The following is a 21,483-nucleotide window of genomic DNA, read 5'->3' as shown; positions in this document are numbered from 1 at the left end:
CGAACAGCATCTCGTGACGCCGCAGAAACCATTACGCCGCCGATCGACTTAATTCAGGCGAAACACCGGCTGAAATGCGGGCGGGGCAAGCGATCCGTCCGAGCCGACTTCATCCAGATTATCCTGATCGACAATGACGACGCGCGGACCCGCATGGGTGATCTCCAGCTTGCCTTCAAGCGCCCTGACCGCCTGTTCGATCGCCAGCTTTCCCTGCAAAACCGGGAAATCCGTTGGTGCCGACAGAATGCGGCCGCGGCGAATACCGCGGAACACCGCATGGGTCATATAGTCGGACACGATGCCGATTTTATCGCTCAGCCCGTTGGCGCGCAGGATCGACACGGCCGCCTCTGCCGCCGGGGCGCTGCCGACGATATAGTCGATATCCGGGCGTTCGATCAGCGCCTCTTCGACCAAGCGTACCTGAATTTCGCGGCCCGTATCACCCCATTTCGTCACCACGATTTCCGCCGAGCTTTCCGCCAGGGCCTCCTCGAACCCCTGCTGAACGAAGGTCACCCAGCCGGCACCTTTCGGGCCGGGAAACCAGGCAATCTTGACCGGCGCGCTGCCCTTGGGATGCCGGTCGGCGATGGCGCGCCCGGCGGCGGCGCCCATCTGCACCCAGGACACACCCGACTTGGCGATAATGCCGTCGCTGGCGATGTCATTTACCGTGGCGATCACCGGGTTTTCCCGCGCGATATCCAGCAGGGTCTCGGTCAGCCCGTCATAAGACACAGTGCCGACAACCAGCGCATCCGCCCCCTCGCGCATACATTCCCTGATCTGCTGGATCTGACGGTCGAGGTTGGGATACCCCCCTGCTTCAACCAGCCTGAACGAAACGCCCAGGCGCTGCGCTTCCTGCACCATGCCGTAATTGACACTCAGCCAGTAGGCATCCTTGAGATGCGGATAGGCAACACACAACCTCCATGTCCGCGACGCCGCACCGATACGCGCATACTGGATCGCCTCGGTGTCGCTGGCATAATCCAGCGGGGTCAGCCAGCGTTCCAGGTCCCAGTCTTCCAGCGCACTGACCGAGGTTGCAGCAAGTGCGGCGAAAAGGAATGCAAAAGGTGCTGCGAGAATTTTCATTCGGTGATCCTAGGGCATGCATTATCACTTCGCAATTTGCAGAAAGCGCACAGCGGCAGTAAGTTTTTCAAATGAAATGGCGCATCGGTCTTGGTGAACGACTTTTTCTGGCGTTTCTTGCGATTGCCGGTGCGCCTGCACTGGCAGGGCTTTTCGCGTGGGTCGAGCTGCGCGATATCGCCCAGACACAGACCGACATCGCTGAGCGGACGATCCCACAGATTACTGAAGTGCGCGCCATTGCCGAAGACAGCGCCCGGATCGTGGTGGGCGCCCCTGAGCTTGGCAGCGTGGCGACGCAGGAAGCGCGCGAAAAGCGCAAGGCTTTCCTGATCTTTCACGTCAAGGCCCTGTCGGACCGCCTGAGCAGCTTTGCCGGCCCGGAAGGGCTGGATAATTCGGAACTGCGGCTTACCACCGTCCAAATCGGATCGAAAATACGCGATCTCGACAGTCTGGTCGAACATCGGATAAAGCTGGCCAGGGCGCGGGACGCACGGCTGAAAACCATTCTGGGTGCCTCGGCGGCGCTGGCCGAAATATCCGACACGCTGGTCGCCAATGCCGATATGGCGACCACCGCGATCATTTCGTCGCTTTATGAAATCGACGGCGGCCGCGAAAATTACTTCGATGCGCTCGACAAGCTGATCGAGGTCGACCTGTTCCAGCTTGGCCTGATGTTTGAACTGCGCTCGCGCGCGTCGGAAATCGGACTGGTGATCAACCAGATTTCCAGCATCGACCAGCAGGCCGACCTTGCCCGGCTTGAAGACGAATTCAAACGGTTGCTGGAATTTGTTGCCCGGCGTGTATCGGCTATTCGCGACCCGGTTCGAGCAGGACAAGCGGCTGATCTGCTGCAGGTTCTGGGGACGGAAACGGATTCGACCGCCGAAGGCGGTATTTTCGAGATTGTGAGAAGAACACTCATCATTAACGAAAAAATTGTTTGGGTTCAGAATGATATCGCCGTTCTCGCCCAGGCACTGGGCCAACAGGCAACGGATCTGGCACAACGTTCGCAGGAGGAGGCAGTGCTGTCCGGCGCGAACGCGACCCGCGACATCCGCGACGGTCTGATCCGGCTGACAGTCATCGCCGCGATTGCCGCGCTGGCCTCGCTGACAGTGCTGTGGTTTTACGTGCGCGGTAACCTGACCAAGCGGCTGGACCTGTTGTCCCAGCACATGAAAGCGCTGGCGGACGGGGATATCGACCTCAAGGTCAACACCGTCGGATCGGACGAGATCGCCGAGATGGAGCGCGCGGTCGAGGTGTTCCGCGAGCAGGCCGTCGTGAAACGCGAGCTGGAAGAGGAACGCGAACGGACCGAACAGGAACTGCGCGCGCATCGCGAAGAGCTGCAAAGGCTGGTCTCGGAACGCACCGCCCAGCTGCAACGCGAAGCCGAAGCGCACGGCGCCGCACGCGAGCAGGCCGAAAAAGCCAACCGGGCCAAATCCGAGTTTCTGGCAATGATGAGCCATGAAATCCGGACCCCGATGCACGGCGTGCTTGGCATGCTGCGTGTCCTGCCCGAAGAGCCGCTGAGCCCGACCCAGACCGAGCGCCTGAAAATCGCGCTCGCCTCGGGCGAAAGCCTGCTGGGCATCCTGAATGCCATTCTTGATCTGTCGAAGATCGAAGCCGGGCGGGATGTGGTGAACAACGTGCCCTTCGATCTGGATACCCTATTGCAGGGCATCATCAATCTGATGAACCCGGTCGCCCTCGAACGGGGCACAACGCTAAGCCTGGACGTGGACAGAAGGTTGCCCGAGGTCATCATCGGCGACATGAACAAAATTCGCCAGATCCTGTTCAACCTTCTGTCCAACGCGATCAAGGCGACATCGGATGGTGACGTGGTACTGCGTGCCCGCCTGATCGGTGTGACCGATGCCAAGGTCGATCTGGTGCTTGAAGTCAGCGACACCGGCGAGGGCATTCTGCCCGAGGCTCAGGAACGCATTTTCGAAGCCTTCGAGCAGGCGGATGCCTCGGTGATTCACCGCCTCGGCGGCACCGGGCTTGGCCTTGCCATATGCCAGAGGTTCACCAATGCCTTGGGCGGCACCCTGTCGGTCGAAAGTACGCTAAATGTCGGGTCGATCTTTACCCTGCGGGCGACATTCGGGCTGGGCGACCAGAAGATGCTGGATCCGGACACCATTCCGCTGAAGGTGAACGACGCCGTAACGCCCCTCAGGGTGCTGGTTGTCGAGGATAACGAGATCAACCAGATGGTGGCGGACGGGTATCTCAAGAAAATGGGGCACGAGGTATGCCTCGCCGAACGCGGCACCGAAGCCGTGACCCTTGCGGCGGAAAATGACTTCGACGTGATCCTGCTCGATATCAACCTGCCGGATTTCAGCGGTATCACCGTCGCACGGAAGATCCGAAAATTGCCGCATCCTCAGCGGGCCTCGACACCTATCATCGCCATGTCGGCGCATGTTTTCGACGATCAGATCGATGCCCATCTGGATCAGGGTATGGATGCGTTTCTGGCCAAACCCGTATCACCGGAGCGGTTGATGAACGCGTTGTCGGCGGTTGTGTCAGACCGGCAGGCCCGCAAGGTCTTTTTGTCGACAAGGTCCGATTCTGGCGATGACCGGCAGGCCAGTTCGCTGATGAAAACCCTTGCTGCCGACAGTGCCACCATCGGCGTGGAACAGGTCGGGCGGATCATCGACCTCTATCTGCAACAGGCCCCCGAGAGGATGTCGGCCATACGGCAGGCCATTGGCACAGGCGACCACGTCGCTGCCCGGCAGGAATTGCACAAACTACGCGGGGCCGCTGCGAATTTTCACATCTCGGCCCTTCAGCAATGCCTGGAACACGCTGAAAAGCTGGCGATCGACGGCGACATTGAGGCGTTGCAGAAAAATTTGCCTATGCTGGAGCGTGAAGCCGCCAACGCCGATCGCCTGCTGGCGCGATGCGGGCAGGACATCAGCGCGGAACAGCAACCTCATTCAAGTGCGGCGGTGAATATGTAGCCCTCGCCATGCGCGGTCGAGATAATTTGCGGCGAGCGTGGATCGCGCTCCAGTTTGGCCCTGAGGCGCCTGACCAGAACATCGACCGTCCGTTCGTTCCCCCCGTCTGACCGGTGGGTGACACCCTGCATCAATCGTTCTCGGGTCAGCACCTGCCCGGGATGTGTTGTCAGGATCGCAAGAAGCTCGAATTCGGCGCGGGTCAGCGGCACCAGTTTTCCATCGCGGGAGGTCAGCCAGCGGCTTGAAAGGTCAAGCTGAAACCCGTCAAAGGACCGGACGCTGCGGGTCAGTTGCCGGGCGGCCCGCGTGCGCCGCAACAGGTTCTTTACCCGCGCCAGAAGCTCGCGCTTGTTAAACGGTTTGACGACGTAATCGTCAGCGCCCAGTTCAAGGCCGACGATGCGGTCGACATCATCGGACCGGGCCGAGACAAGGATGATCCCCACCTCCGATACCGCGCGCAGCTCGCGGGTGATTTCCAATCCGTCCTTTCCGGAAAGATTGATATCGACGATCAGCAGGTCGGCGGGATCGCTCTGCAGAATGTCATCCAGCCCGGACGAATCCTCGGCCTCGCTAGTGCGATAGCCCTGCGCCTCAAAATAGCTGGTCAGCGTCATCCGCGTGACCGGCTCATCCTCGACAACAATGATATGAGACCGTTCAGACACTCAGCTGCTCCTTAAGAGAGCATTTTGTTAACAACTTTTAACAAATCCGTAAAGCGTGTTCATCTTGACCCGTAGATTGGTTCACATCCCGCCCCTAGCGTTACGGGCAGGACGACGCTGACGTCTCCGTTGTTCATAAGAAACGGTAAAAAAATCCATCAGGGAGAAAATGATGAAAAAACATATTGCAATTGGGCTAGCCGCAAGCGCCCTGGCCATGCCGGCCTTTGCCGCGGACAGTTCTGACCCGATCGTCATTCCGATTCACAACTGGTCAAGCCAGATCGTGATGAGCAATGTCGTGGGCCAGATCCTCGAACAGAACGGCAACAATGTCGAATTTGTGACTACCGACAGCCAGGCGGTATACGAATCGATACGCCTGGGCGACGTGACGCTGGAACTGGAAGTCTGGGAAGGTGCTTTTGGTGCGTCATTCCGCGCCGCGCTGGAAAAAGGCGGTATCGTCGATGTGGGTGATCATGACGCGGTGACCCGCGAAGACTGGTGGTACCCGATGTGGACCAAGGACGCCTGCCCCGGCCTGCCAAGCTGGGAAGCGCTTAACGATTGCGCCGAGGTATTCGCCACCGCCGAAACAGGCGACAAGGGCCGTTATCTGGATGGTCCGGTGGACTGGCTGAAGCACGGCAAAGAACGTGTCGAAGCTCTGGGCATGGATTTCGTCGTGATCAATGCGGGCTCCGCGGCGGCGCTCTGGGCTGAAATTGGCGCGGCCGAGGCCGACAAGAAGCCGGTTGTTGTCTTCAACTGGACACCCAACTTTGCCGAAGCCGTCTGGCCCGGCGAGTTTGTCGAATTCCCTGCCTGGGAAGATGGCTGTGACAAGGATCCTGCTGTGGGCCCGAACCCGGATGCGCTTTATGACTGCGGCAACCCGGCAACCGGCTATCTGAAGAAAGCAGCCTGGGACGGCATGGCCGACAAGTGGCCGGATGCCTATGGGATCCTCGAAAAGATCTCGTTCACCAACCCGCAGATCGCCGAAATGGCCAAGCTGGTAGACGTTGACGAGATGGAACCAGAAGAGGCCGCAGCGGTCTGGCTGGAAAACAATGAAGACGTCTGGCAGGGCTGGCTCAGCTCGGGAAGCTGAGGCGAATGCTTCACTAGACTAGCGTTCTCGTAATCAGTACCCGGCCCTCCTGAATTGAGTTTCAGGAGGGCCGGATTTTTTGGGCTACCTGAAGCGGAACAACCTTATCCGGAAATTGACGGCGGGGTTTGGGCCTAATCCGTCATCCGGAATTCTACCGTGCTAGAAACCGCCTGCGAAGTTCTCAGCCGCGGCGCTCGGCCAGCATCAATTCAACCCGTTTCAGCTCGCGCAGGATGCGGTCGGCCTGCATCTGCGGCATCAGGCTGGTTTTCAGAATTGTCGCCATGATCATCAGCACCGCGCCCGACAATCCCCATTTGAGGGCCAAAACGACCTCGGTCGCACCAAAGAACCGGATGGCGCACCAAACCCCGATCAGGAATAACGTGGCCTGCACGATCATGATCACCCAGGTCACCCAGCCCAGCTTGCCACGGAACTGGCTCAACCCCAGTGCAAACCAGCCCTGTTCTTCGGTGGCTTCCAGAATGGCGCGGTCCTGGTCTTTCAGCGCCTCTTCGATCAGTTCGTCAAGTTTACGCATCATCCTCTCCTTTCAAGGCTGATTTCAGTTTGTCGCGCGCATGCATCAGGCGAGTCTTCACCGTGCCGCGCGGGATATCGAGGGCGATCGCAACTTCGGCGACGCTCATGTCTTCGAGGTAAAACAGCGCGATGGTCGCGGCCTGTTCCGGCGGCAGGGTCGCGATCGCCGCCCTTACTGCGCGGGCATCGGATGCGGCGGGTCCGGCCTCGGGCTCAGTGGCCTCACTTTCCTGCACCAGCATTTTTGCAACCGCCCGGTCGGATACACGGCCCTTGATATACCGCGCTACGCGCCGGGTCGCGATTCGCGTGGCCCAGGATGCAAAGGCGCGCGGCTCACGCAATCCCGGCAATCCACGCAGGATTTCGATCCAGGCATCCTGCACCACGTCTCGGGCCGCATCCGCGTCGCCCAGCAATCGCGCCGCATGGATCAACAGCCGGGGGCCTCGCAATTCGGCCAGATGATCCATCGCGACCCTGTCCCCGGCCTGCGCCTGCTGTACCAGCAGCTCTTCGTATATCCGCCCGGCGTTTCGCATCTGCTCTCTTCCCGTGGCTATCGTATAAAGGTGCACACAAACGCCAAAGCGGTTCAAAGAAATTCACAAAATTGCTGTTCTGCCTGTCAACCGATGATCAGTTTCAGCGCGATGGCCCACATGGTCAGGCCCACGATCACGTCCAGCACCTGCCAGCTGCGTGGCTTTCTGAACAGCGGGTCAAGTATCCGTGCCCCATAGCCCAGGCCGAAGAAGAAAACGAAGCTTGCACTCATCGCTCCGGCGGCAAAGTTGGTCTTCTGAGCGTATTGCGCCGATACCGATCCAAGCAGCACCACCGTGTCCAGATAGACATGCGGGTTAAGCCATGTCAGCGCCAGACAGGTGATCAGTGCCGTGCGCAGGCTACCCGTGCCGCGCGCGTCTTCCATCGTCTCGCCGCCGTGCCATGCCGCCAGCAGGTTGCGCGCACCGTACCAGATCAGAAACGCCGCCCCACCATAGCGCATCGCCTGTTCCAGCCCCGGCACCGCCTCGGCCAATGCGCCGAACCCGGCGACACCGGCGGCGATCAGGATCGCATCGGAAAACGCGCAGGTCAGGCAGACGGCAAATACATGCTCGCGCCGCAGTCCCTGCCGGATGACAAAGGCATTCTGCGCACCGATGGCCAGAATAAGAGAGAACCCGAGGACAAACCCGGCAATCGCTGCCTGCATCTGAGGTCATCCTCTCATGAAAGGGTCGGCGTAGCCGATCACTACCGGTTATGTACGTTTTTTGCGTACGGAGCATACGGGCCGTACGTCTTGCGATCAGCGCTACAGCTGCTCCATCACCTCGTCGCTGGCCTCGAAATTCGCGGTAACACGCTGCACATCATCGTCATCATCCAACGCGTCGATCAACCGCATCAGCTTCTGCATGCCCTCAAGATCCAGTTCTGTTGTGGTGGTGGGGCGCCAGGTCAACTGGGTCGATTCAGATTCGCCCAGTTCCGCCTCAAGCGCGTTCGAGACCTCGTTCAGATCCGTGTCGGCACACCAGATCGTATGGCCCTCTTCCGATGATTCCACATCTTCTGCCCCGGCCTCGATCGCGGCCATCATCACCGTGTCGGCATCACCGGCTTCGATGGAATAGGTCACCTCGCCCTTGCGGTCGAACATGAACCCGACCGAGCCGGTTTCACCCAGATTGCCGCCATTCTTGGCAAAGGTTGAGCGTACGGTGCTGGCGGTGCGGTTCAGGTTGTCGGTCATTGCCTCGACGATCACCGCCACCCCACCGGGGCCGTAGCCTTCGTAGCGGATTTCCTTGTAATCCTCGGCATCCCCGCCGGTCGCTTTTTTGATCGCGCGGTCGATGTTGTCATTAGGCATCGACTGGGACTTGGCACTTTTCACCGCCAAACGCAGGCGCGGGTTTTTTTCGGGATCCGGATCGCCCATCTTGGCGGCCACGGTTATCTCTTTGGAAAGTTTCGAAAAAAGCTTGGAGCGCGCCGCGTCCTGACGCCCTTTGCGGTGCTGGATATTTGCCCATTTTGAATGGCCGGCCATCTTATGTGCCTCCGATCGGAACCTGAGATTTTCGTCTCTATACGGCAGGGGCATGCCCGCTCGCAAGCCGGTTGCTTTTGACGGGCGGATGCGCTTGGGTCGGGGGGTGAGGAAAGGGCGGCATGACGACAGATCAGATTATCCTTTTCAGTCTCTTCGGGCTGGTCTTCGCTCTCCTGCTCTGGGGGCGCTATCGCTATGATCTCGTCGCATTTGCCGCACTCATTGCAGGCGTCGTTCTGGGTGTGGTCGAAACCAAGGAGGCGTTTTCCGGCTTTGGCCATCCCGCAACCATTGTCGTCGCACTTGTGCTGGTCGTCTCGGCCGGGCTGGTCCGGTCCGGCGCGGTGTTTCTGATCACCCGCACATTGGTCGACAGCACCCGGGCATTGGGCAGCCACATCGCGCTGATGGGGGCCATCGGGGGGGTGCTTTCGGCCTTCATGAACAACGTTGCGGCACTGGCGCTGCTGATGCCGGTCGACGTGCAAACCGCCCGCAAGGCCAAACGCCCCCCGGGCCTTAGCCTGATGCCGCTGTCCTTTGCCACGATCCTTGGCGGCATGGCGACGCTGATCGGCACCCCGCCCAACATCATCATCGCCTCGTTCCGCGAAGACGCGCTTGGCACACCGTTCCGGATGTTCGACTTTGCCCCTGTCGGCGGGCTGACTGCGCTGGCCGGGTTGGCCTTTGTCGCACTGATCGGCTGGCGGCTGATCCCGAAACGTGAAGATGCCGTGCTCAGCGCGTCGGAAATCGCGCAATATATCGCAGAGCTTACAATCCCCGAGGCATCGCCCCATATCGGTAAACGCCTGATCGAGCTGGATGAAGCGGCACAGAAGACCGATGTCGCGATGCTGGGGCTGATCCGCGATGGCAAGCGCCGCTATGGCACGTCGCATAACACATTGCTTCGCGCCGGGGACACGCTGGTGCTCGAGGCAACACCTGACGCACTGGATGAATTCCGGTCCGCGCTGTCACTGGCCTTTTCCGATCAGGAACGGGAAGACAAGCTGAAGGCGGCGGGCGAGGGGCTGGATATCATCGAGGTCGTGGTGCCAAAGGAGGCGCGGATTGCAGGCAGGACAGTCCTGTCCACCGGGCTTCACTGGCGCCATCATACCGTCCTGATGGGGATTTCCCGGCAAGGCCGCAAGATAACACAGCAAGTGCGTAAAACGATCGTCCGGCCGGGGGATATCCTGTTGCTGCTGGTGCCCAAGGATACCGGCGGCACTGTCACAGACTGGCTGGGTTGCCTGCCGCTGGCCGACCGGGGTCTGGCGGTGACGCAAGACAGCAAAACCTGGCTGGCAATCGGCCTGTTTGGCGCCGCCGTCCTCGCGGCCAGCGTCGGCCTGCTTTACCTGCCGGTCGCACTGGGGCTGGTGGTCATCGCCTATGTGTTGACCCGAATCGTACCGCTGAGCGAGCTTTATACCCATATTGAATGGCCTGTTGTCGTCTTGCTGGGCTCGATGATCCCATTGGGTGCTGCGCTTGAGAATTCGGGCGGAACCGAGCTGATCGCGGGCAGTCTGATCGGGCTGACCGGCAATCTGCCACCCTGGGCAATCCTGACGGTGCTGATGATCGTCACGATGAGCCTGTCGGACGTGCTGAACAACACCGCAACAACCATCGTCGCCGCCCCGGTGGGCATTCAGATGGCAGAGGCATTGGATGTCTCGCCTGATCCCTTTCTGATGGCGGTGGCCGTGGCCGCCTCTTCGGCCTTCCTCACGCCCATCGGTCACAAGAACAACACGCTGATCCTGGGTCCGGGCGGGTACAGTTTCGGGGATTACTGGCGCATGGGGCTGCCGCTTGAGGTGCTGGTGGTGGCCGTGTCCATACCCGCCATTCTGGTTTTCTGGCCGCTCTGAAAGCAGGGCGGTGCCTTACCGTCTCAGGGCACCGCGCAGCTCTGACAGGCGGAACGCCCCGATCAGCTGACCAAAGCCGAAATAGCTGAGACCACCAAGAACGATCATCAGCAGAAGTGCGATGACGCGCAGGCCCGGCACACCAAAAAGCGGCCCCATCAGTATCCATAACACCCAAAGCACTGCGCCCATCACCACTGAGGCCGCGATAATACGCCACAGACGTTGTTTGAACCGGGCATCGAACCGCGCCACATTGCCAAAATTACGTGCGCCGCGCAGCAGCAGCCAGACCATCGCCCAGCCGGCAACCGTGGTCGCCAGGGCAGCGGCAATCCAGCCGATGGCATAGGCCAGTCCGATCGCCACGGCGGCGTTGATCACCATTGCAACCAGCGCGTAGCGGAACGGGCTTTTGGTGTCTTCGCGGGCAAAAAACAGCGGTTGCAGGATCTTCTGCAGGACAAAAGCAGGCAGGCCCAGCCCGTAAATTGCCACGGCCAGTGCGGTGGCGGCGGTGTCATCCGTGCCAAAGGCGCCGCGTTCAAACAAGGTCGAAACCACAGGCAGCGGCACCACCATCAGCGCCACAGCCGAAGGAATGGTGAGAGCAAGTGATATCTCTCCGGCGCGCGACAACGCCTCGCGCGCGCCGGTATGATCGTCGGCCTTCAGGCGGCGCGAGAGATCGGGCAGCAGCACAATGCCCACGGCGATGCCCACCACCCCCAGCGGCAGCTGGTAAAGCCGGTCGGCGGCATAAAGCCAGCTGACTGCCTTGTCGTAATTCGAGGCAACAAGCTGACCCACCAGCAGATTGACCTGCATGACCCCACCGGCAAGCGCGGCAGGCACGGCGATGCGCACGAGCTGCGCCATCTCGGGCGTCCAGCGCGGCCGGGTCGGGCGGACGCGTAACCCCGCACGGTCAGCAGCGATCCAGACCAGGGCCAGCTGCGCAAAACCCGCAAAAGGAATGGTCCAGATCAGCGCATCGGCGACGGCGCCACCCTGATACCAGGCCACGCTCATTGCGGTAACCAACATGATGTTCAGCAGCACGGGCGCGGCGGCGGCGGCGGCAAAACGATTGGCGGCGTTCAGCACACCGGAAAACAGCGCCGCCAGCGAAATGAAGAAGATATAGGGGAAGGTGATGCGCCCGAATTCGACGGTGATGCCAAAGCGTTCGTCACCATAGAACCCTTCTGCCGTGGCCCACACCAGCGCGGGCATGAAAATCATCGCCAGCGCGGTCAGAACCAGTAGGACAAGGCAGAGGCCCGACAGGGCCAGACGGGCGAACCCGATCGGGTCTTCATCCGCCTCGAGCCGCTTCGAGAACATCGGCACGAAAGCCGCATTAAACGCGCCCTCGGCGAAGAAGCGGCGAAACAGGTTGGGCAAACGGAAGGCGGCGACGTAGGCGTCCATCAGGACACCGGGGCCCAGCAGGTTGGCAATGATCACGTCGCGCACGAAACCCAATACCCGGCTCAGAAGCGTCCAGACGCCGACGGTCAGCACGCTGGAAATCAGACGGATGGGTTGCATGAATGGGCCTTACGTCCGGCTGCGGTTGACCGCAGAACTAGCGGATCAGGTCGTGGGGGGGAAGAGGGCGCAGGAACCGGGATCAGTTTTCGTTCAGCCCGAGCACATCCAGCATGTCATAGGCGCCGGGTTTGCGACCGATGCCCCACAGCGCGGCCTTGAGCGCGCCACGGGCAAAAATGCCGCGATCGGTGGCGAGATGGCGCAAGACGATGCGCTCACCCGGGGCAGCAAAAAGCACATCATGTTCACCCACGATATCGCCGCCACGAATGGCGGAAAACCCGATATGGCCACGCTCACGCTTGCCAGTGATGCCATCGCGACCCCGGTCCGAGACATTATCCAGCGACACACCGCGCCCTTCGGCGGCGGCTTCACCCAGCATCAAAGCAGTACCCGACGGGGCGTCGACCTTCTGATTGTGATGCGCTTCGATCACCTCGATGTCGAAATCTTCATCCAGCGCCGCCGCCACCCGTTTGGTAAGCTGGGTCAGAAGGTTGACGCCGAGGCTCATATTGCCTGCCCTGACGATCACCGCATGGCGCGCGGCGGCATCGAGTTTTTTGATATCACTGTCGCTCAGCCCGGTGGTTCCGATCACGTGGACACAACGCGCCTGGGCGGTGATCGTGGCAAACTCGACAGTTGCGGCAGGTGCCGTGAAATCAATCACCGCCTGCGCCGAGGCAAACGCCTCCAGCGGATCATCAGTGACTTTGATACCAAGTTCGGCACCGCCCATGGCCACGCCCACATCCTGCCCGATCCAGTCATGGCCCGGGCGTTCCAACGCTCCGATCAGCCGCGCGCGGGGGCTGTCGCTGATGGTACGCATCAGCATCTGGCCCATCCGACCCGATGCGCCGGTCACCACAATTCCGGGCAGATCGCTCATGTCTAGTACTCCTGTCTCTCGCGCGTCCTGCATAGCGCGGCGAGGGGCGAGGGGACAATCGCGAAGTTCAGCGATGTCGTACGGGCTTGCCACAATGCGGGCAAAGGCCCGCTTCCGTGGCCTCGCGATCCCTGAGAAGTTTATCACGGATCTCTGTCGCCACGCGCTTGCTCAGGCCCAGATCGCGGCGCAGATCTTCCAGTTCCTGCTCTTCCGCGGCGTCGATGACCCCGTCCTCAAGGGCTTCGCGAAGCTCTTCGGCCAGCTCCGCGCGCGTGCGGCGCAACCGATCGGCCATACCACTGGCAAGGATACCCGCAGGCAGGGCCGCCATGCCGATACCGACAACGGCGACAAGCGATCCGAACAACTGCCCGGCAGGTGTCACCGGCGTCACATCGCCATAGCCCACGGTGGTCAGTGTCGCCATCGCCCACCACATCGCGGCGGGGATCGAGCCAAACTTGTCGGGCTGCACCTGATGCTCGGCCAAATAGGCCCCGCTGGCGGCCAGCACCAGCAGGACAATGAGGATGAAGAAGCCCGCGAAAAACGCGCTGGCCTCCTCGCGAAACACCTCAAGCAGCATCGACATCGCCGACGAATAGCGGGTGAGCTTGAGAACGCGGAGAAGCCGGAGCACCCGCAGAAAACGCAGATCCATCTGTACGATAAAGCCGAGATAGAACGGGAGAATCGCCAGTAGATCGATCAGCGCCATGGGAGACAGCATGTAACTGAGCCGTGGTCTGGATTGGTCCCTGAAACGGGGATCTTCGACACAGACCCAAAGCCGCGCCGCATATTCGACGCTGAAGACCGCGACCGAAACCGCCTCAATTAACCAGAGGATGTCGCGATAGCGGGCCTCGATCGCTGCAACCGTTTCAAGGATCACGGCAAGAACATTAACGGCGATCAGCACGATCAGAAAAAGATCGATCGCCCGGCTGACCCGATCATTTTTCTCATCCGGGTCGAGTTTTTTGTAGACGGCCTTGCGCAGTGCACTCATCTGACTGGCCTCTCGCCTGCCCCTTCTTTCCGTTTAGACCAACTGGGAAAGAGTACCACATATTGCGTCAGGGGTCGTAACGGGCAGATAATGGCCGTCAGCGCAATGCAACGTTCTGCGATCAGGCGCCGTAGTCGCGCTCACCAAAGATGGCGCTGCCGACGCGAACGTGGGTGGCACCGAGGGCGATGGCGCTTTCGAAATCGCTGCTCATGCCCATCGACAGGCCCTTCAGCCCGTTGCGTTCGGCAATCTTAGCCAGCAGCGCAAAGTGCAGGCTGGGTTCTTCATCAACGGGCGGAATACACATCAACCCTTTGACCGGCAATTCCAGCGCACGGCATTCGGTCACAAAATTGTCCGCGTCAGCGGGCATCACGCCAGCTTTCTGATCTTCTTCGCCGGTGTTGACCTGCAGAAAAATATCGGGGCAATAGCCTGTCTCGTCCGCCAGCCGGGCGATGGTCTTGGCCAGTTTCGGGCGATCGACCGAATGGATGGTCTGAAACAGCTCGAAGGCCTGCCGCGCCTTGTTGGTCTGCAGAGGGCCTATCAGGTGCAGATCAATCTCATCATAGCTTTCGCGGAAATCAGGCCATTTGCCTGCGGCCTCCTGCACCCGGTTTTCGCCGAAACAACGGTGGCCGGCTTCCAGCACGGACTGCACCCGCTCGTTGGGCTGCACCTTGGAAACAGCAATCAGGGTCACACTGCCCGGATCACGGCCAGCGTCGGTTTCGGCTTTACGGATGCGGGCGGTGATATTAGAGAGGCTCAATCTCGGGTCTCCGGTTCGGGGATCAAACTGTTCGGAACAGGGATAGACCGGCAAGCCGGGCAGATGCAAATAATCCGGGGCTGCGACGAAGTTGCTATGATGCCGGCTTCATGCACAGCAAACACCTTGCCCCACTGTCTCGCGTTGGATAGTAGAGTTAGGGAAACAGTTCCGGATGGTATGATGATCCACTCGCGTATGAATAAAGTTGTCCTAGCGCTGACTTGTGTGCTGATGGTCGCGTCCTGCGGGCGGATCAGAGATACGTTCAGAGGTTCGAACTCTGAAGAGGCGTCATCGGAAAGCAGACCGATCGGCCCGCCCCGGAAGCGGCAACTTAACAGCAGTAGCAGCCTGCTTGATGCTTTCGGACCCAAGGAAGCCAGTGTCAAAGTAAACCGGTTCCTCTGGACTGCGTCCCTGGATGTGCTCAGCTTTCTACCTGTACAAACTGCAGATCCCTTCACCGGCGTGATTTCAACCGGCTATGGCCGCCCCCCGGGCGGCGGGCAAGCCTATCGCGCGACCGTGCTGATCAGTGACCCGGCTCTGGACGCGCGATCATTGAAGGTCGCGTTACAGTCGCAGCGCGGACCGGTCAGTAACGAGACACAGCGCGCGGTCGAAGATGCAATTCTGGCGCGGGCACGCCAATTGCGAATCAGCGCTGGACGATTCTAGGCGGAAACGCCCAGGCTGGTTTCCAAGGCCAATTCAGATTGGCGAAAATGTCTTGGTGTCGCAGCTATACTGTTCGATCCCACCTTCACCGATATCATGCCAAAGCCCGTGCAGAGTCAGGTGGCCGCTATCGACCGCTGATTTGACGAACGGGAAGGTCATCAGGTTTTCAAGTGACACCAGAACTGCCTCTTTTTCAAGCGCAGCGGTTCGTTCTACCGGGTCTTTTATGTCTTTGACCCGTTCATAACCGGGGCGCAGGATATCCATCCAGCGGCCGACGAAAGATGATTTTTCCTCGAGTTCAGGCGCGATACCCGAACACATGTCGTGGCACCCCTTGACCCCGCCGCAACTTGAATGACCAAGCACGATCACATGCGCGACCTTTAGCGCGGTGACGGCATATTCGACGGCCGCCGAGGTGCCGTGTTGCGCGCCGTCGGACACATAGGGCGGCACCAGGTTGGCAATATTGCGATGCAGGAAAAACTCGCCCTGGTCGGCCCCGAAGACCGAGGTGACATGAACCCTGCTGTCGCAACAGGAAATAACCATCGCCCGCGGGTGCTGGCCTTCGGCCAAACGCCGGTACCAGGCTTGGTTTTCAGCGTATGTGGTGGCTTTCCAGCCGTGGTATCGCTGGACGAGGTAGTTTGGCAGGGGTCTGGCAAATTTCATGTCTTCTTCCGCAATAGCTGACTGTTTGGCCTGTAGTTAGTAGAAATTCGAGAAGAATTCGAGAGATAAAAACCCTAGGTTCAACGATTTGGGAACTCCTTTGACAGATAATCCGGTCAGGTGTGGAGCTATGAATCTTAAGGTGAGACCGTGGAACAGGTAACGTTACTGAGGCAAAATGAAACTGTACGGGTAGATCCGGACAGGCTGGAGGAACTTTACCACCAGTTGGGAGAGGCCGGTGCCGAAGACATTGTCTGCCGGGCGCTCGAAGAACTGGCCGGGCGGCTGTCGCATACGGAACGCTGTTATCGCGAAATGCGGTTTGAAGACATGCGCAAAAGCGCCCGTTCTCTGGTCGCGATCGCCGAACAGATCGGCATGGCCCACCTGGCGCAGGTGGCGACGGACGTCACCATCTGCATTGACGCCGGTGAAGCGATTGCGCTTTCGGCAACGATGGCGCGTCTGTTGCGAATCGGCGAACGGTCCCTGACCGAAATCTGGGAGTTGCAGGATCTTTCGATTTGAAGGCTTGAAGGTGCCGCACAGACCGATAGGCTGGGCCCGACATGACCCGGCAAGAAAAGACCCGCACGATGACCCTTACCTTTGCGCCGCCATCTTCCGAGGCGCTGCCCCTCCAGGTGATCGAAGCAGATGCGCTTGAAACCTGGCTGAAAACACAACCGGACCCAGTGTGCGACTGGATTCGCAACACTGGGTTTACCGCGTCTCTCGGCAGCACCGCTCTGGTCCCGGACCCGCAGGGCACTGTCATCATGGCGCTGGCTGGATACGGCACGCCCGGCACGCGCGCGCGGGGACGGTTTCATCTGGCGGCAGCGGCCAACACCCTGCCCGCAGGCAGTTATCGTCTTGAAGGCCTCGATCCGACGCGCGCCGAGGAAGAGGCGCTTGGCTGGCTTCTATCGGGATATGTCTTCGACCGTTACAAGGACCAGAAGCCTGCCAAAGCCCGGCTAATCGCACCCGAAGGCGTGGATGCCGGGCGGCTCGAAGTGATCGCTGCGGGCGAAGCACTGACCCGCGATCTGATAAATACACCCGCCGCGGATATGGGACCGGCAGAGCTTGAGGCGGCCTGCCGTGAACTGGCTGCGCAGCACAATGCAGAGATCGGTGTGTCCGAAGGCGACGCGCTGCTCGACCAGAACTTTCCGATGATCCATGCGGTTGGCCGTGCAGCAGACCAGACCCCACGCCTGATTGACATGAGTTGGGGGGATGACGGGCCCGCACTTACGCTGGTAGGCAAAGGCGTGTGTTTTGATACCGGCGGGTTGAATCTGAAGCCCGGCGGCAGCATGGGGTTGATGAAAAAGGATATGGGCGGGGCCGCGACGGTGCTGGGGCTGGCGCATATGATCATGGGGCTGGATCTGCAATTACGGCTGCGCGTGCTGATACCGGCGGTAGAGAACGCGGTCAGCAGCAATGCGTTTCGACCCGGAGACATCCTGACCGCGCGCAATGGTTTGACAGTCGAGATCAACAACACCGATGCGGAGGGGCGCTTGGTTCTCGCCGATGCGCTAGCGCTTGGGGCCGAGGCGACACCCGATCTGATGATTTCGATGGCCACGCTCACCGGTGCGGCACGGGTTGCGGTAGGCCCCGATCTGGCGCCATATTACACCGATGAGGATGCCATGGCCTCAGCCCTGGACGCAGCGGCGGCAAGGGTGGCGGACCCGGTCTGGCGAATGCCGTTTCACACCCCCTATGAGGCGATGATTGAACCCGGTATCGCCGATCTGGACAATGCGCCCAAAGGCGGATTTGCAGGTTCTGTCACGGCGGCATTGTTTTTACGGCGTTTCGCCGGAGAGGTGCCCTATACTCATTTTGACATCTATGGCTGGAACCCGGTCGCCGCCCCGGCCCGACCTAAGGGAGGCGTTGGAATGGGCGCGCGGGCGCTACTTGAGGCGTTACCGGAAATGCTCAGCTTATGACTGATCGCCGGACATTATTTGCGACGAAATCGGTCGCTCACAGCTCGCTCAAAGGCCAGGTGGAGACACTGCGCTTTACCGACGGAGAATTGAAGCGCGTCACCAAACCGGTTGTTGATATATACGGAAATGCCACGGGTGACTTGATGCGACAAGCCCTTATGGGAGAACCGGTACGGGTCTTGGATGTTGCTGACACAAAGGCGTTTGGCCGAGCCGAAAACACGGGATATGTAGGATTTTTTACGCCGTCACTGGGCACTTGGATCGAGCCGACTCATGCGGTCCGCAACCGCGCAACCTTTCTGTTTGAGGCCCCTAATCTCAAAAGTCCCAATCCCGTAGCAATATCGTGTGGAAGCTATCTGACGATTCAGGGGTACGAAGGGCGCTTTGCGCGGACTTGCGACGGAACATATGTCATTTCTGACCATCTGCGACCGGTGGATGTTCCCGAACAGGACCCGGTATCCGTTGCGGAGCGATTTCTCGGGACGCCCTATCTCTGGGGCGGAAATTCGGCCTTCGGCATCGACTGTTCCGGACTCGTGCAAGCCGGGTGCATGGCCTGTGGCATCCCCTGCCCTGGTGACAGTGATATGCAGCGGGACGAGTTAGGAGAATTCCTGCCTGACGATGCAGAACTGCGGCGCGGTGATCTTCTATTCTGGAAGGGCCACGTGGCTTGGGTGTCGGACCGGGACACGTTGTTGCACGCGAACGCTTTTCACATGGCAGTCGCCCACGAGCCGTTGCAGGATGCGATCAATCGAATCGAGGCCCAGGGCGATGGCCCGGTAACCGCGCGCAAACGTCTGGGAGGACTTCCATGAGCGATCCGTTTTTTCATCCGGTCTCGGCATTAGAGCTGCCGCGTTTTGCCGGGGTGCCAACCTTTATGCGCCTGCCTTTGGTTCAGCATGGCAATGCGCGGTTTGACGATGTGCAAGTCGGGCTGATCGGTGTGCCCTGGGACAGCGGCACAACCAACCGGCCCGGCCCGCGGCACGGACCAAGGCAGCTGCGCGATGCCTCGACCCTGATCCGCGCCCAGCATTCGATTAGCGGTATGCGCCCATTCGAGACGGTCAATTGCGCCGATTTGGGCGATGTTGGCCCCAACCCCACCGATATCATGGACAGTATGGAACGGATCACGGGGTTTTATGATCAGACGCTTGCCGCCGGAATCATGCCACTGACAGCGGGCGGGGACCACCTGACTTCATTGCCGGTGCTGCGATCGCTGGCCAAGGTGCACGGACCGATGGGTATGGTGCATTTCGACAGCCATACCGACCTCAATGACACCTATTTCGGCGGCACGAAGTTCACCCATGGCACCCCCTTCCGCCGCGCGGTGGAAGAAGGGCTGCTGGATCCCAAACGCATCGTCCAGATCGGTATACGCGGCACCATGGCGGGCACCGAGGATCGCGATTTTGCCGAGGCAAACGGCATCCGTATGATCCTGATCGAAGAATTCCATGCCCGCGGGGTCGAGGATGTAATGGCCGAGGCGCGCGAGATCGCAGGAACGGGCAAAACCTATGTCAGCTATGACATCGATTTCATCGACCCGACCTTTGCCCCCGGCACCGGCACGCCCGAGGTCGGAGGGCCGAACAGCTATCAGGCCATTCAGGTCTGCCGTGAACTGGCGGGGTTGAACGTGGTGGGGGCGGATATGGTCGAGGTGTCACCGCCCTTCGACACGTCGGGCGGCACGGCGTTTTTGGGCGTCTCGGTGATGTTCGAGATTCTGTGCGTGATGGCCGGACAATTGGGCGGGTAACAACATGGTTGCAATGAATACCGACCAGTCGGAATACTGGCGTTCAGCCCAGCAATGGGTGGATTGTCAAGACCAGCTGGATGTGCTGATGCAGCCGGTGTTGGACCGGCTATTGGCCGAGACAAACCTACAGCCAAGGGAACGGGTGCTGGATATCGGCTGTGGCACCGGGGCCAGCAGCATGGCGGCGGCGGGGATTGTCGGAACCGGCGGGCACGTAACCGGAGCGGACATTTCCCAGATCATGCTAGACCGCGCCCGCGACCGAGCCGCGCAGGCCGGCATGGGCAATATAGATTTCATCGCGGGCGACGCGCAGACCCATCCCTTTGACGATGCAGCGTTCGATCGGGTGATCTCTCGTTTCGGGGTGATGTTCTTTGATGATTCCGTGGCCGCCTTTCGCAATATCGCTCGAACACTCAAGCCCGGCGGGACGATGGTATTTCTGGCTTGGTCCGGATTGGCCGGAAACCCGTGGTTTTCGATCCCGGCCAAGGCGGCGATAGATGTCGTGGGTGCGCCCGCGCCGTCTGATCCCCGTGCACCCGGGCCGATGGCCTTTCAGGAACGCGCCTATGTCGAGGATATTCTGACCGCGGCGGGATGGCAGGAGGTGGCAACAACCGAGACCAAGTTGGACCTGACCCCAGCCGGGACGGTTTCGGATATTGCCGCCTTTGCCACCAGGTTGGGACCAGCATCACGAATCATCAAGGATATGGGCGGGTCCGACGCAGCCGCCGCACAGATCGAGGCGGCCGTTGCGACGGCGATGGCGCCTTATGAGACTAGCAGCGGCGTGCGGGTTCCGGCGACGCTCAATCTGGTGCGGGCACGGCGTTGATTACTTGCTGTCGATGCGCAGGGTAACAAGGGTTTGCTCAAGTGCGGCCTTATCCTTGAGCGAGGTCGAAATCACCACATCGCCGCGTCGATAGCGGCGCAGGTCATAGCTGTCAGGATGGTTCACGCTGTCATCGGCGGGCAGCGCCTGCGCCCCGCGTATGCAAACCGGTATAAGGCGGTCGAGCATGTCGAACACGGCGGCAGCCCCCGGGGCGCGGTAGGCGAATTGCCAGGTACAGAGATAAGTTTGCGTCCCGTCGCTGTTTTGCAACAAATCGCAACTTTCAACCTCGTTGAAGCTTTCATCGGGCTTGCCATCAGCGAAACCCCCAGCAGCCGATTGCGCAAGCGTGCCAAGGCCTGCACAGTTTCCGGCAAAGGCCGTTGCCGGGAAGGACAGCATCAATATGAGCCCCGCACGCGGTATCATTTGACTGCACGGATCAGCTTACGCTCCAGCACACGCAGAACAACCCTGAGGTCCGAGCCGCGTTTAAGTACCTGTCCTTCGGGACCGATCACTGCGTACTCGCCCTGGCGCAACCGCAGCTTTGGGTGTTTTTCGATGCGATAAAGCGGTGTTTCCGCGGTGCGGCGAAAGACCGAGAACACCGCCATATCACGCAGGCAGGAAATACCGTAATCGCGCCATTCACCGGCGGCAACCATGCGGCCATAAAGGGAAAGAATGACGGAAAGCTCGTTTCTGTGAAAGGCGACCTGGGGGGCGCCTTGCGGCCCCGGGAACGGGGTTAAGGACTGAAAACTCATAAAGACAGTTTGCGCCAAATGACGGTTTAATCAAGACTTTTCGCGCGAAAGCGTTAAA

Annotated in this window: 22 protein-coding genes; 9 read left to right on the top strand and 13 right to left on the bottom strand. The window is 60.1% G+C overall.

Annotated features, from left to right (window positions below):
• Positions 1-48: 48 nt before the first annotated feature.
• Positions 49-1,107 (bottom strand): TMAO reductase system periplasmic protein TorT, encoded by a 1,059-nt coding sequence (torT, locus tag LC334_RS09755; RefSeq protein ID WP_085800317.1) that lies wholly within the window; start codon positions 1,105-1,107, stop codon positions 49-51.
• A gap of 71 nt (positions 1,108-1,178) precedes the next feature.
• Here torT and torS point away from each other — a divergent pair, with 71 nt between their 5' ends.
• On the top strand, positions 1,179-4,121 hold the full coding sequence (torS, locus tag LC334_RS09750) for a TMAO reductase system sensor histidine kinase/response regulator TorS (protein WP_085800318.1): 2,943 nt from the start codon (positions 1,179-1,181) through the stop codon (positions 4,119-4,121).
• Here the strand turns inward: torS and torR are convergent.
• Entirely contained in the window at positions 4,094-4,795 is a 702-nt protein-coding gene (gene torR / locus LC334_RS09745; RefSeq protein WP_085800319.1) for a two-component system response regulator TorR, read from the bottom strand. The two genes, torS and torR, sit on opposite strands and share 28 nt — an antisense overlap.
• Positions 4,796-4,967: 172 nt before the next feature.
• Here torR and LC334_RS09740 point away from each other — a divergent pair, with 172 nt between their 5' ends.
• A complete protein-coding gene (locus tag LC334_RS09740; RefSeq protein WP_085800421.1) occupies positions 4,968-5,912 on the top strand; it encodes an ABC transporter substrate-binding protein in 945 nt (314 codons plus the stop codon).
• A 184-nt stretch (positions 5,913-6,096) separates the two neighbouring features.
• Here LC334_RS09740 and LC334_RS09735 read toward each other — a convergent pair whose 3' ends face one another.
• The 4 genes from LC334_RS09735 to LC334_RS09720 form a co-directional block, all read right to left on the bottom strand.
• Positions 6,097-6,459, bottom strand: coding sequence for a DUF6768 family protein (locus tag LC334_RS09735; protein WP_139836368.1), 363 nt, complete (start codon positions 6,457-6,459; stop codon positions 6,097-6,099).
• Positions 6,452-7,003 carry an RNA polymerase sigma factor gene (locus LC334_RS09730; protein ID WP_085800321.1) on the bottom strand — a complete coding sequence of 184 codons (552 nt, stop codon included), beginning with the start codon at positions 7,001-7,003 and terminating at the stop codon, positions 6,452-6,454. The genes LC334_RS09735 and LC334_RS09730 overlap by 8 nt, the downstream gene beginning before the upstream one ends.
• 86 nt (positions 7,004-7,089) lie before the next feature.
• Positions 7,090-7,683 (bottom strand): LysE/ArgO family amino acid transporter, encoded by a 594-nt coding sequence (locus LC334_RS09725; RefSeq protein WP_085800322.1) that lies wholly within the window; start codon positions 7,681-7,683, stop codon positions 7,090-7,092.
• Positions 7,684-7,785: 102 nt separating this feature from the next.
• Positions 7,786-8,526 (bottom strand): YebC/PmpR family DNA-binding transcriptional regulator, encoded by a 741-nt coding sequence (locus tag LC334_RS09720; protein ID WP_085800323.1) that lies wholly within the window; start codon positions 8,524-8,526, stop codon positions 7,786-7,788.
• A gap of 122 nt (positions 8,527-8,648) precedes the next feature.
• Here LC334_RS09720 and LC334_RS09715 point away from each other — a divergent pair, with 122 nt between their 5' ends.
• The gene (locus tag LC334_RS09715) at positions 8,649-10,421 is read left to right on the top strand and encodes an SLC13 family permease (RefSeq protein WP_085800324.1); all 1,773 of its coding nucleotides are present in this window, start codon (positions 8,649-8,651) and stop codon (positions 10,419-10,421) included.
• 15 nt (positions 10,422-10,436) lie between these two features.
• Here LC334_RS09715 and murJ read toward each other — a convergent pair whose 3' ends face one another.
• The 4 genes from murJ to LC334_RS09695 all read right to left on the bottom strand — a co-directional run bounded on the left by murJ (position 10,437) and on the right by LC334_RS09695 (position 14,669).
• Positions 10,437-11,975 (bottom strand): murein biosynthesis integral membrane protein MurJ, encoded by a 1,539-nt coding sequence (murJ, locus tag LC334_RS09710; protein WP_085800325.1) that lies wholly within the window; start codon positions 11,973-11,975, stop codon positions 10,437-10,439.
• Positions 11,976-12,057: 82 nt separating this feature from the next.
• Positions 12,058-12,876 (bottom strand): 4-hydroxy-tetrahydrodipicolinate reductase, encoded by an 819-nt coding sequence (gene dapB, locus LC334_RS09705; RefSeq protein ID WP_085800326.1) that lies wholly within the window; start codon positions 12,874-12,876, stop codon positions 12,058-12,060.
• Between the two features lie 67 nt (positions 12,877-12,943).
• On the bottom strand, positions 12,944-13,891 hold the full coding sequence (locus LC334_RS09700; protein ID WP_085800327.1) for an ion transporter: 948 nt from the start codon (positions 13,889-13,891) through the stop codon (positions 12,944-12,946).
• 121 nt (positions 13,892-14,012) lie between these two features.
• On the bottom strand, positions 14,013-14,669 hold the full coding sequence (locus LC334_RS09695) for a YggS family pyridoxal phosphate-dependent enzyme (RefSeq protein ID WP_085800328.1): 657 nt from the start codon (positions 14,667-14,669) through the stop codon (positions 14,013-14,015).
• 183 nt (positions 14,670-14,852) lie between these two features.
• Here LC334_RS09695 and LC334_RS09690 point away from each other — a divergent pair, with 183 nt between their 5' ends.
• Positions 14,853-15,350 carry a DUF3576 domain-containing protein gene (locus tag LC334_RS09690; RefSeq protein ID WP_085800422.1) on the top strand — a complete coding sequence of 166 codons (498 nt, stop codon included), beginning with the start codon at positions 14,853-14,855 and terminating at the stop codon, positions 15,348-15,350.
• Between the two features lie 33 nt (positions 15,351-15,383).
• Here the strand turns inward: LC334_RS09690 and LC334_RS09685 are convergent, their stop codons facing one another.
• Complete coding sequence (locus LC334_RS09685) at positions 15,384-16,031, bottom strand: carbonic anhydrase (protein ID WP_085800329.1); 648 nt, start codon at positions 16,029-16,031, stop codon at positions 15,384-15,386.
• Between the two features lie 150 nt (positions 16,032-16,181).
• Here LC334_RS09685 and LC334_RS09680 point away from each other — a divergent pair, with 150 nt between their 5' ends.
• From LC334_RS09680 to LC334_RS09660, 5 genes are all read left to right on the top strand, one after another.
• On the top strand, positions 16,182-16,562 hold the full coding sequence (locus LC334_RS09680) for a hypothetical protein (protein WP_085800330.1): 381 nt from the start codon (positions 16,182-16,184) through the stop codon (positions 16,560-16,562).
• 68 nt (positions 16,563-16,630) lie between these two features.
• Complete coding sequence (locus tag LC334_RS09675; RefSeq protein ID WP_085800423.1) at positions 16,631-18,010, top strand: leucyl aminopeptidase family protein; 1,380 nt, start codon at positions 16,631-16,633, stop codon at positions 18,008-18,010.
• Positions 18,007-18,843, top strand: coding sequence for a C40 family peptidase (locus tag LC334_RS09670; RefSeq protein ID WP_085800331.1), 837 nt, complete (start codon positions 18,007-18,009; stop codon positions 18,841-18,843). Before LC334_RS09675 ends, LC334_RS09670 begins: the two co-directional genes overlap by 4 nt.
• Complete coding sequence (gene speB / locus LC334_RS09665) at positions 18,840-19,805, top strand: agmatinase (protein ID WP_085800332.1); 966 nt, start codon at positions 18,840-18,842, stop codon at positions 19,803-19,805. The genes LC334_RS09670 and speB overlap by 4 nt, the downstream gene beginning before the upstream one ends.
• A gap of 4 nt (positions 19,806-19,809) precedes the next feature.
• Positions 19,810-20,652: a class I SAM-dependent methyltransferase gene (locus LC334_RS09660; protein ID WP_085800333.1), complete on the top strand. Its 843-nt coding sequence runs from the start codon at positions 19,810-19,812 to the stop codon at positions 20,650-20,652.
• On the opposite strand, the gene LC334_RS09655 is transcribed toward LC334_RS09660, so the two are convergent.
• Positions 20,653-21,084, bottom strand: coding sequence for a hypothetical protein (locus LC334_RS09655; RefSeq protein WP_085800334.1), 432 nt, complete (start codon positions 21,082-21,084; stop codon positions 20,653-20,655).
• Positions 21,081-21,425 (bottom strand): DUF2794 domain-containing protein, encoded by a 345-nt coding sequence (locus LC334_RS09650; RefSeq protein WP_085800335.1) that lies wholly within the window; start codon positions 21,423-21,425, stop codon positions 21,081-21,083. Before LC334_RS09650 ends, LC334_RS09655 begins: the two co-directional genes overlap by 4 nt.
• Positions 21,426-21,483: the final 58 nt, after the last annotated feature.

The sequence above is a fragment of the Roseovarius aestuarii genome (assembly GCF_019966515.1).
Classification (GTDB): Bacteria; Pseudomonadota; Alphaproteobacteria; order Rhodobacterales; family Rhodobacteraceae; genus Roseovarius; species Roseovarius aestuarii.
This window is presented reverse-complemented; position numbering and strand designations above follow the sequence as displayed.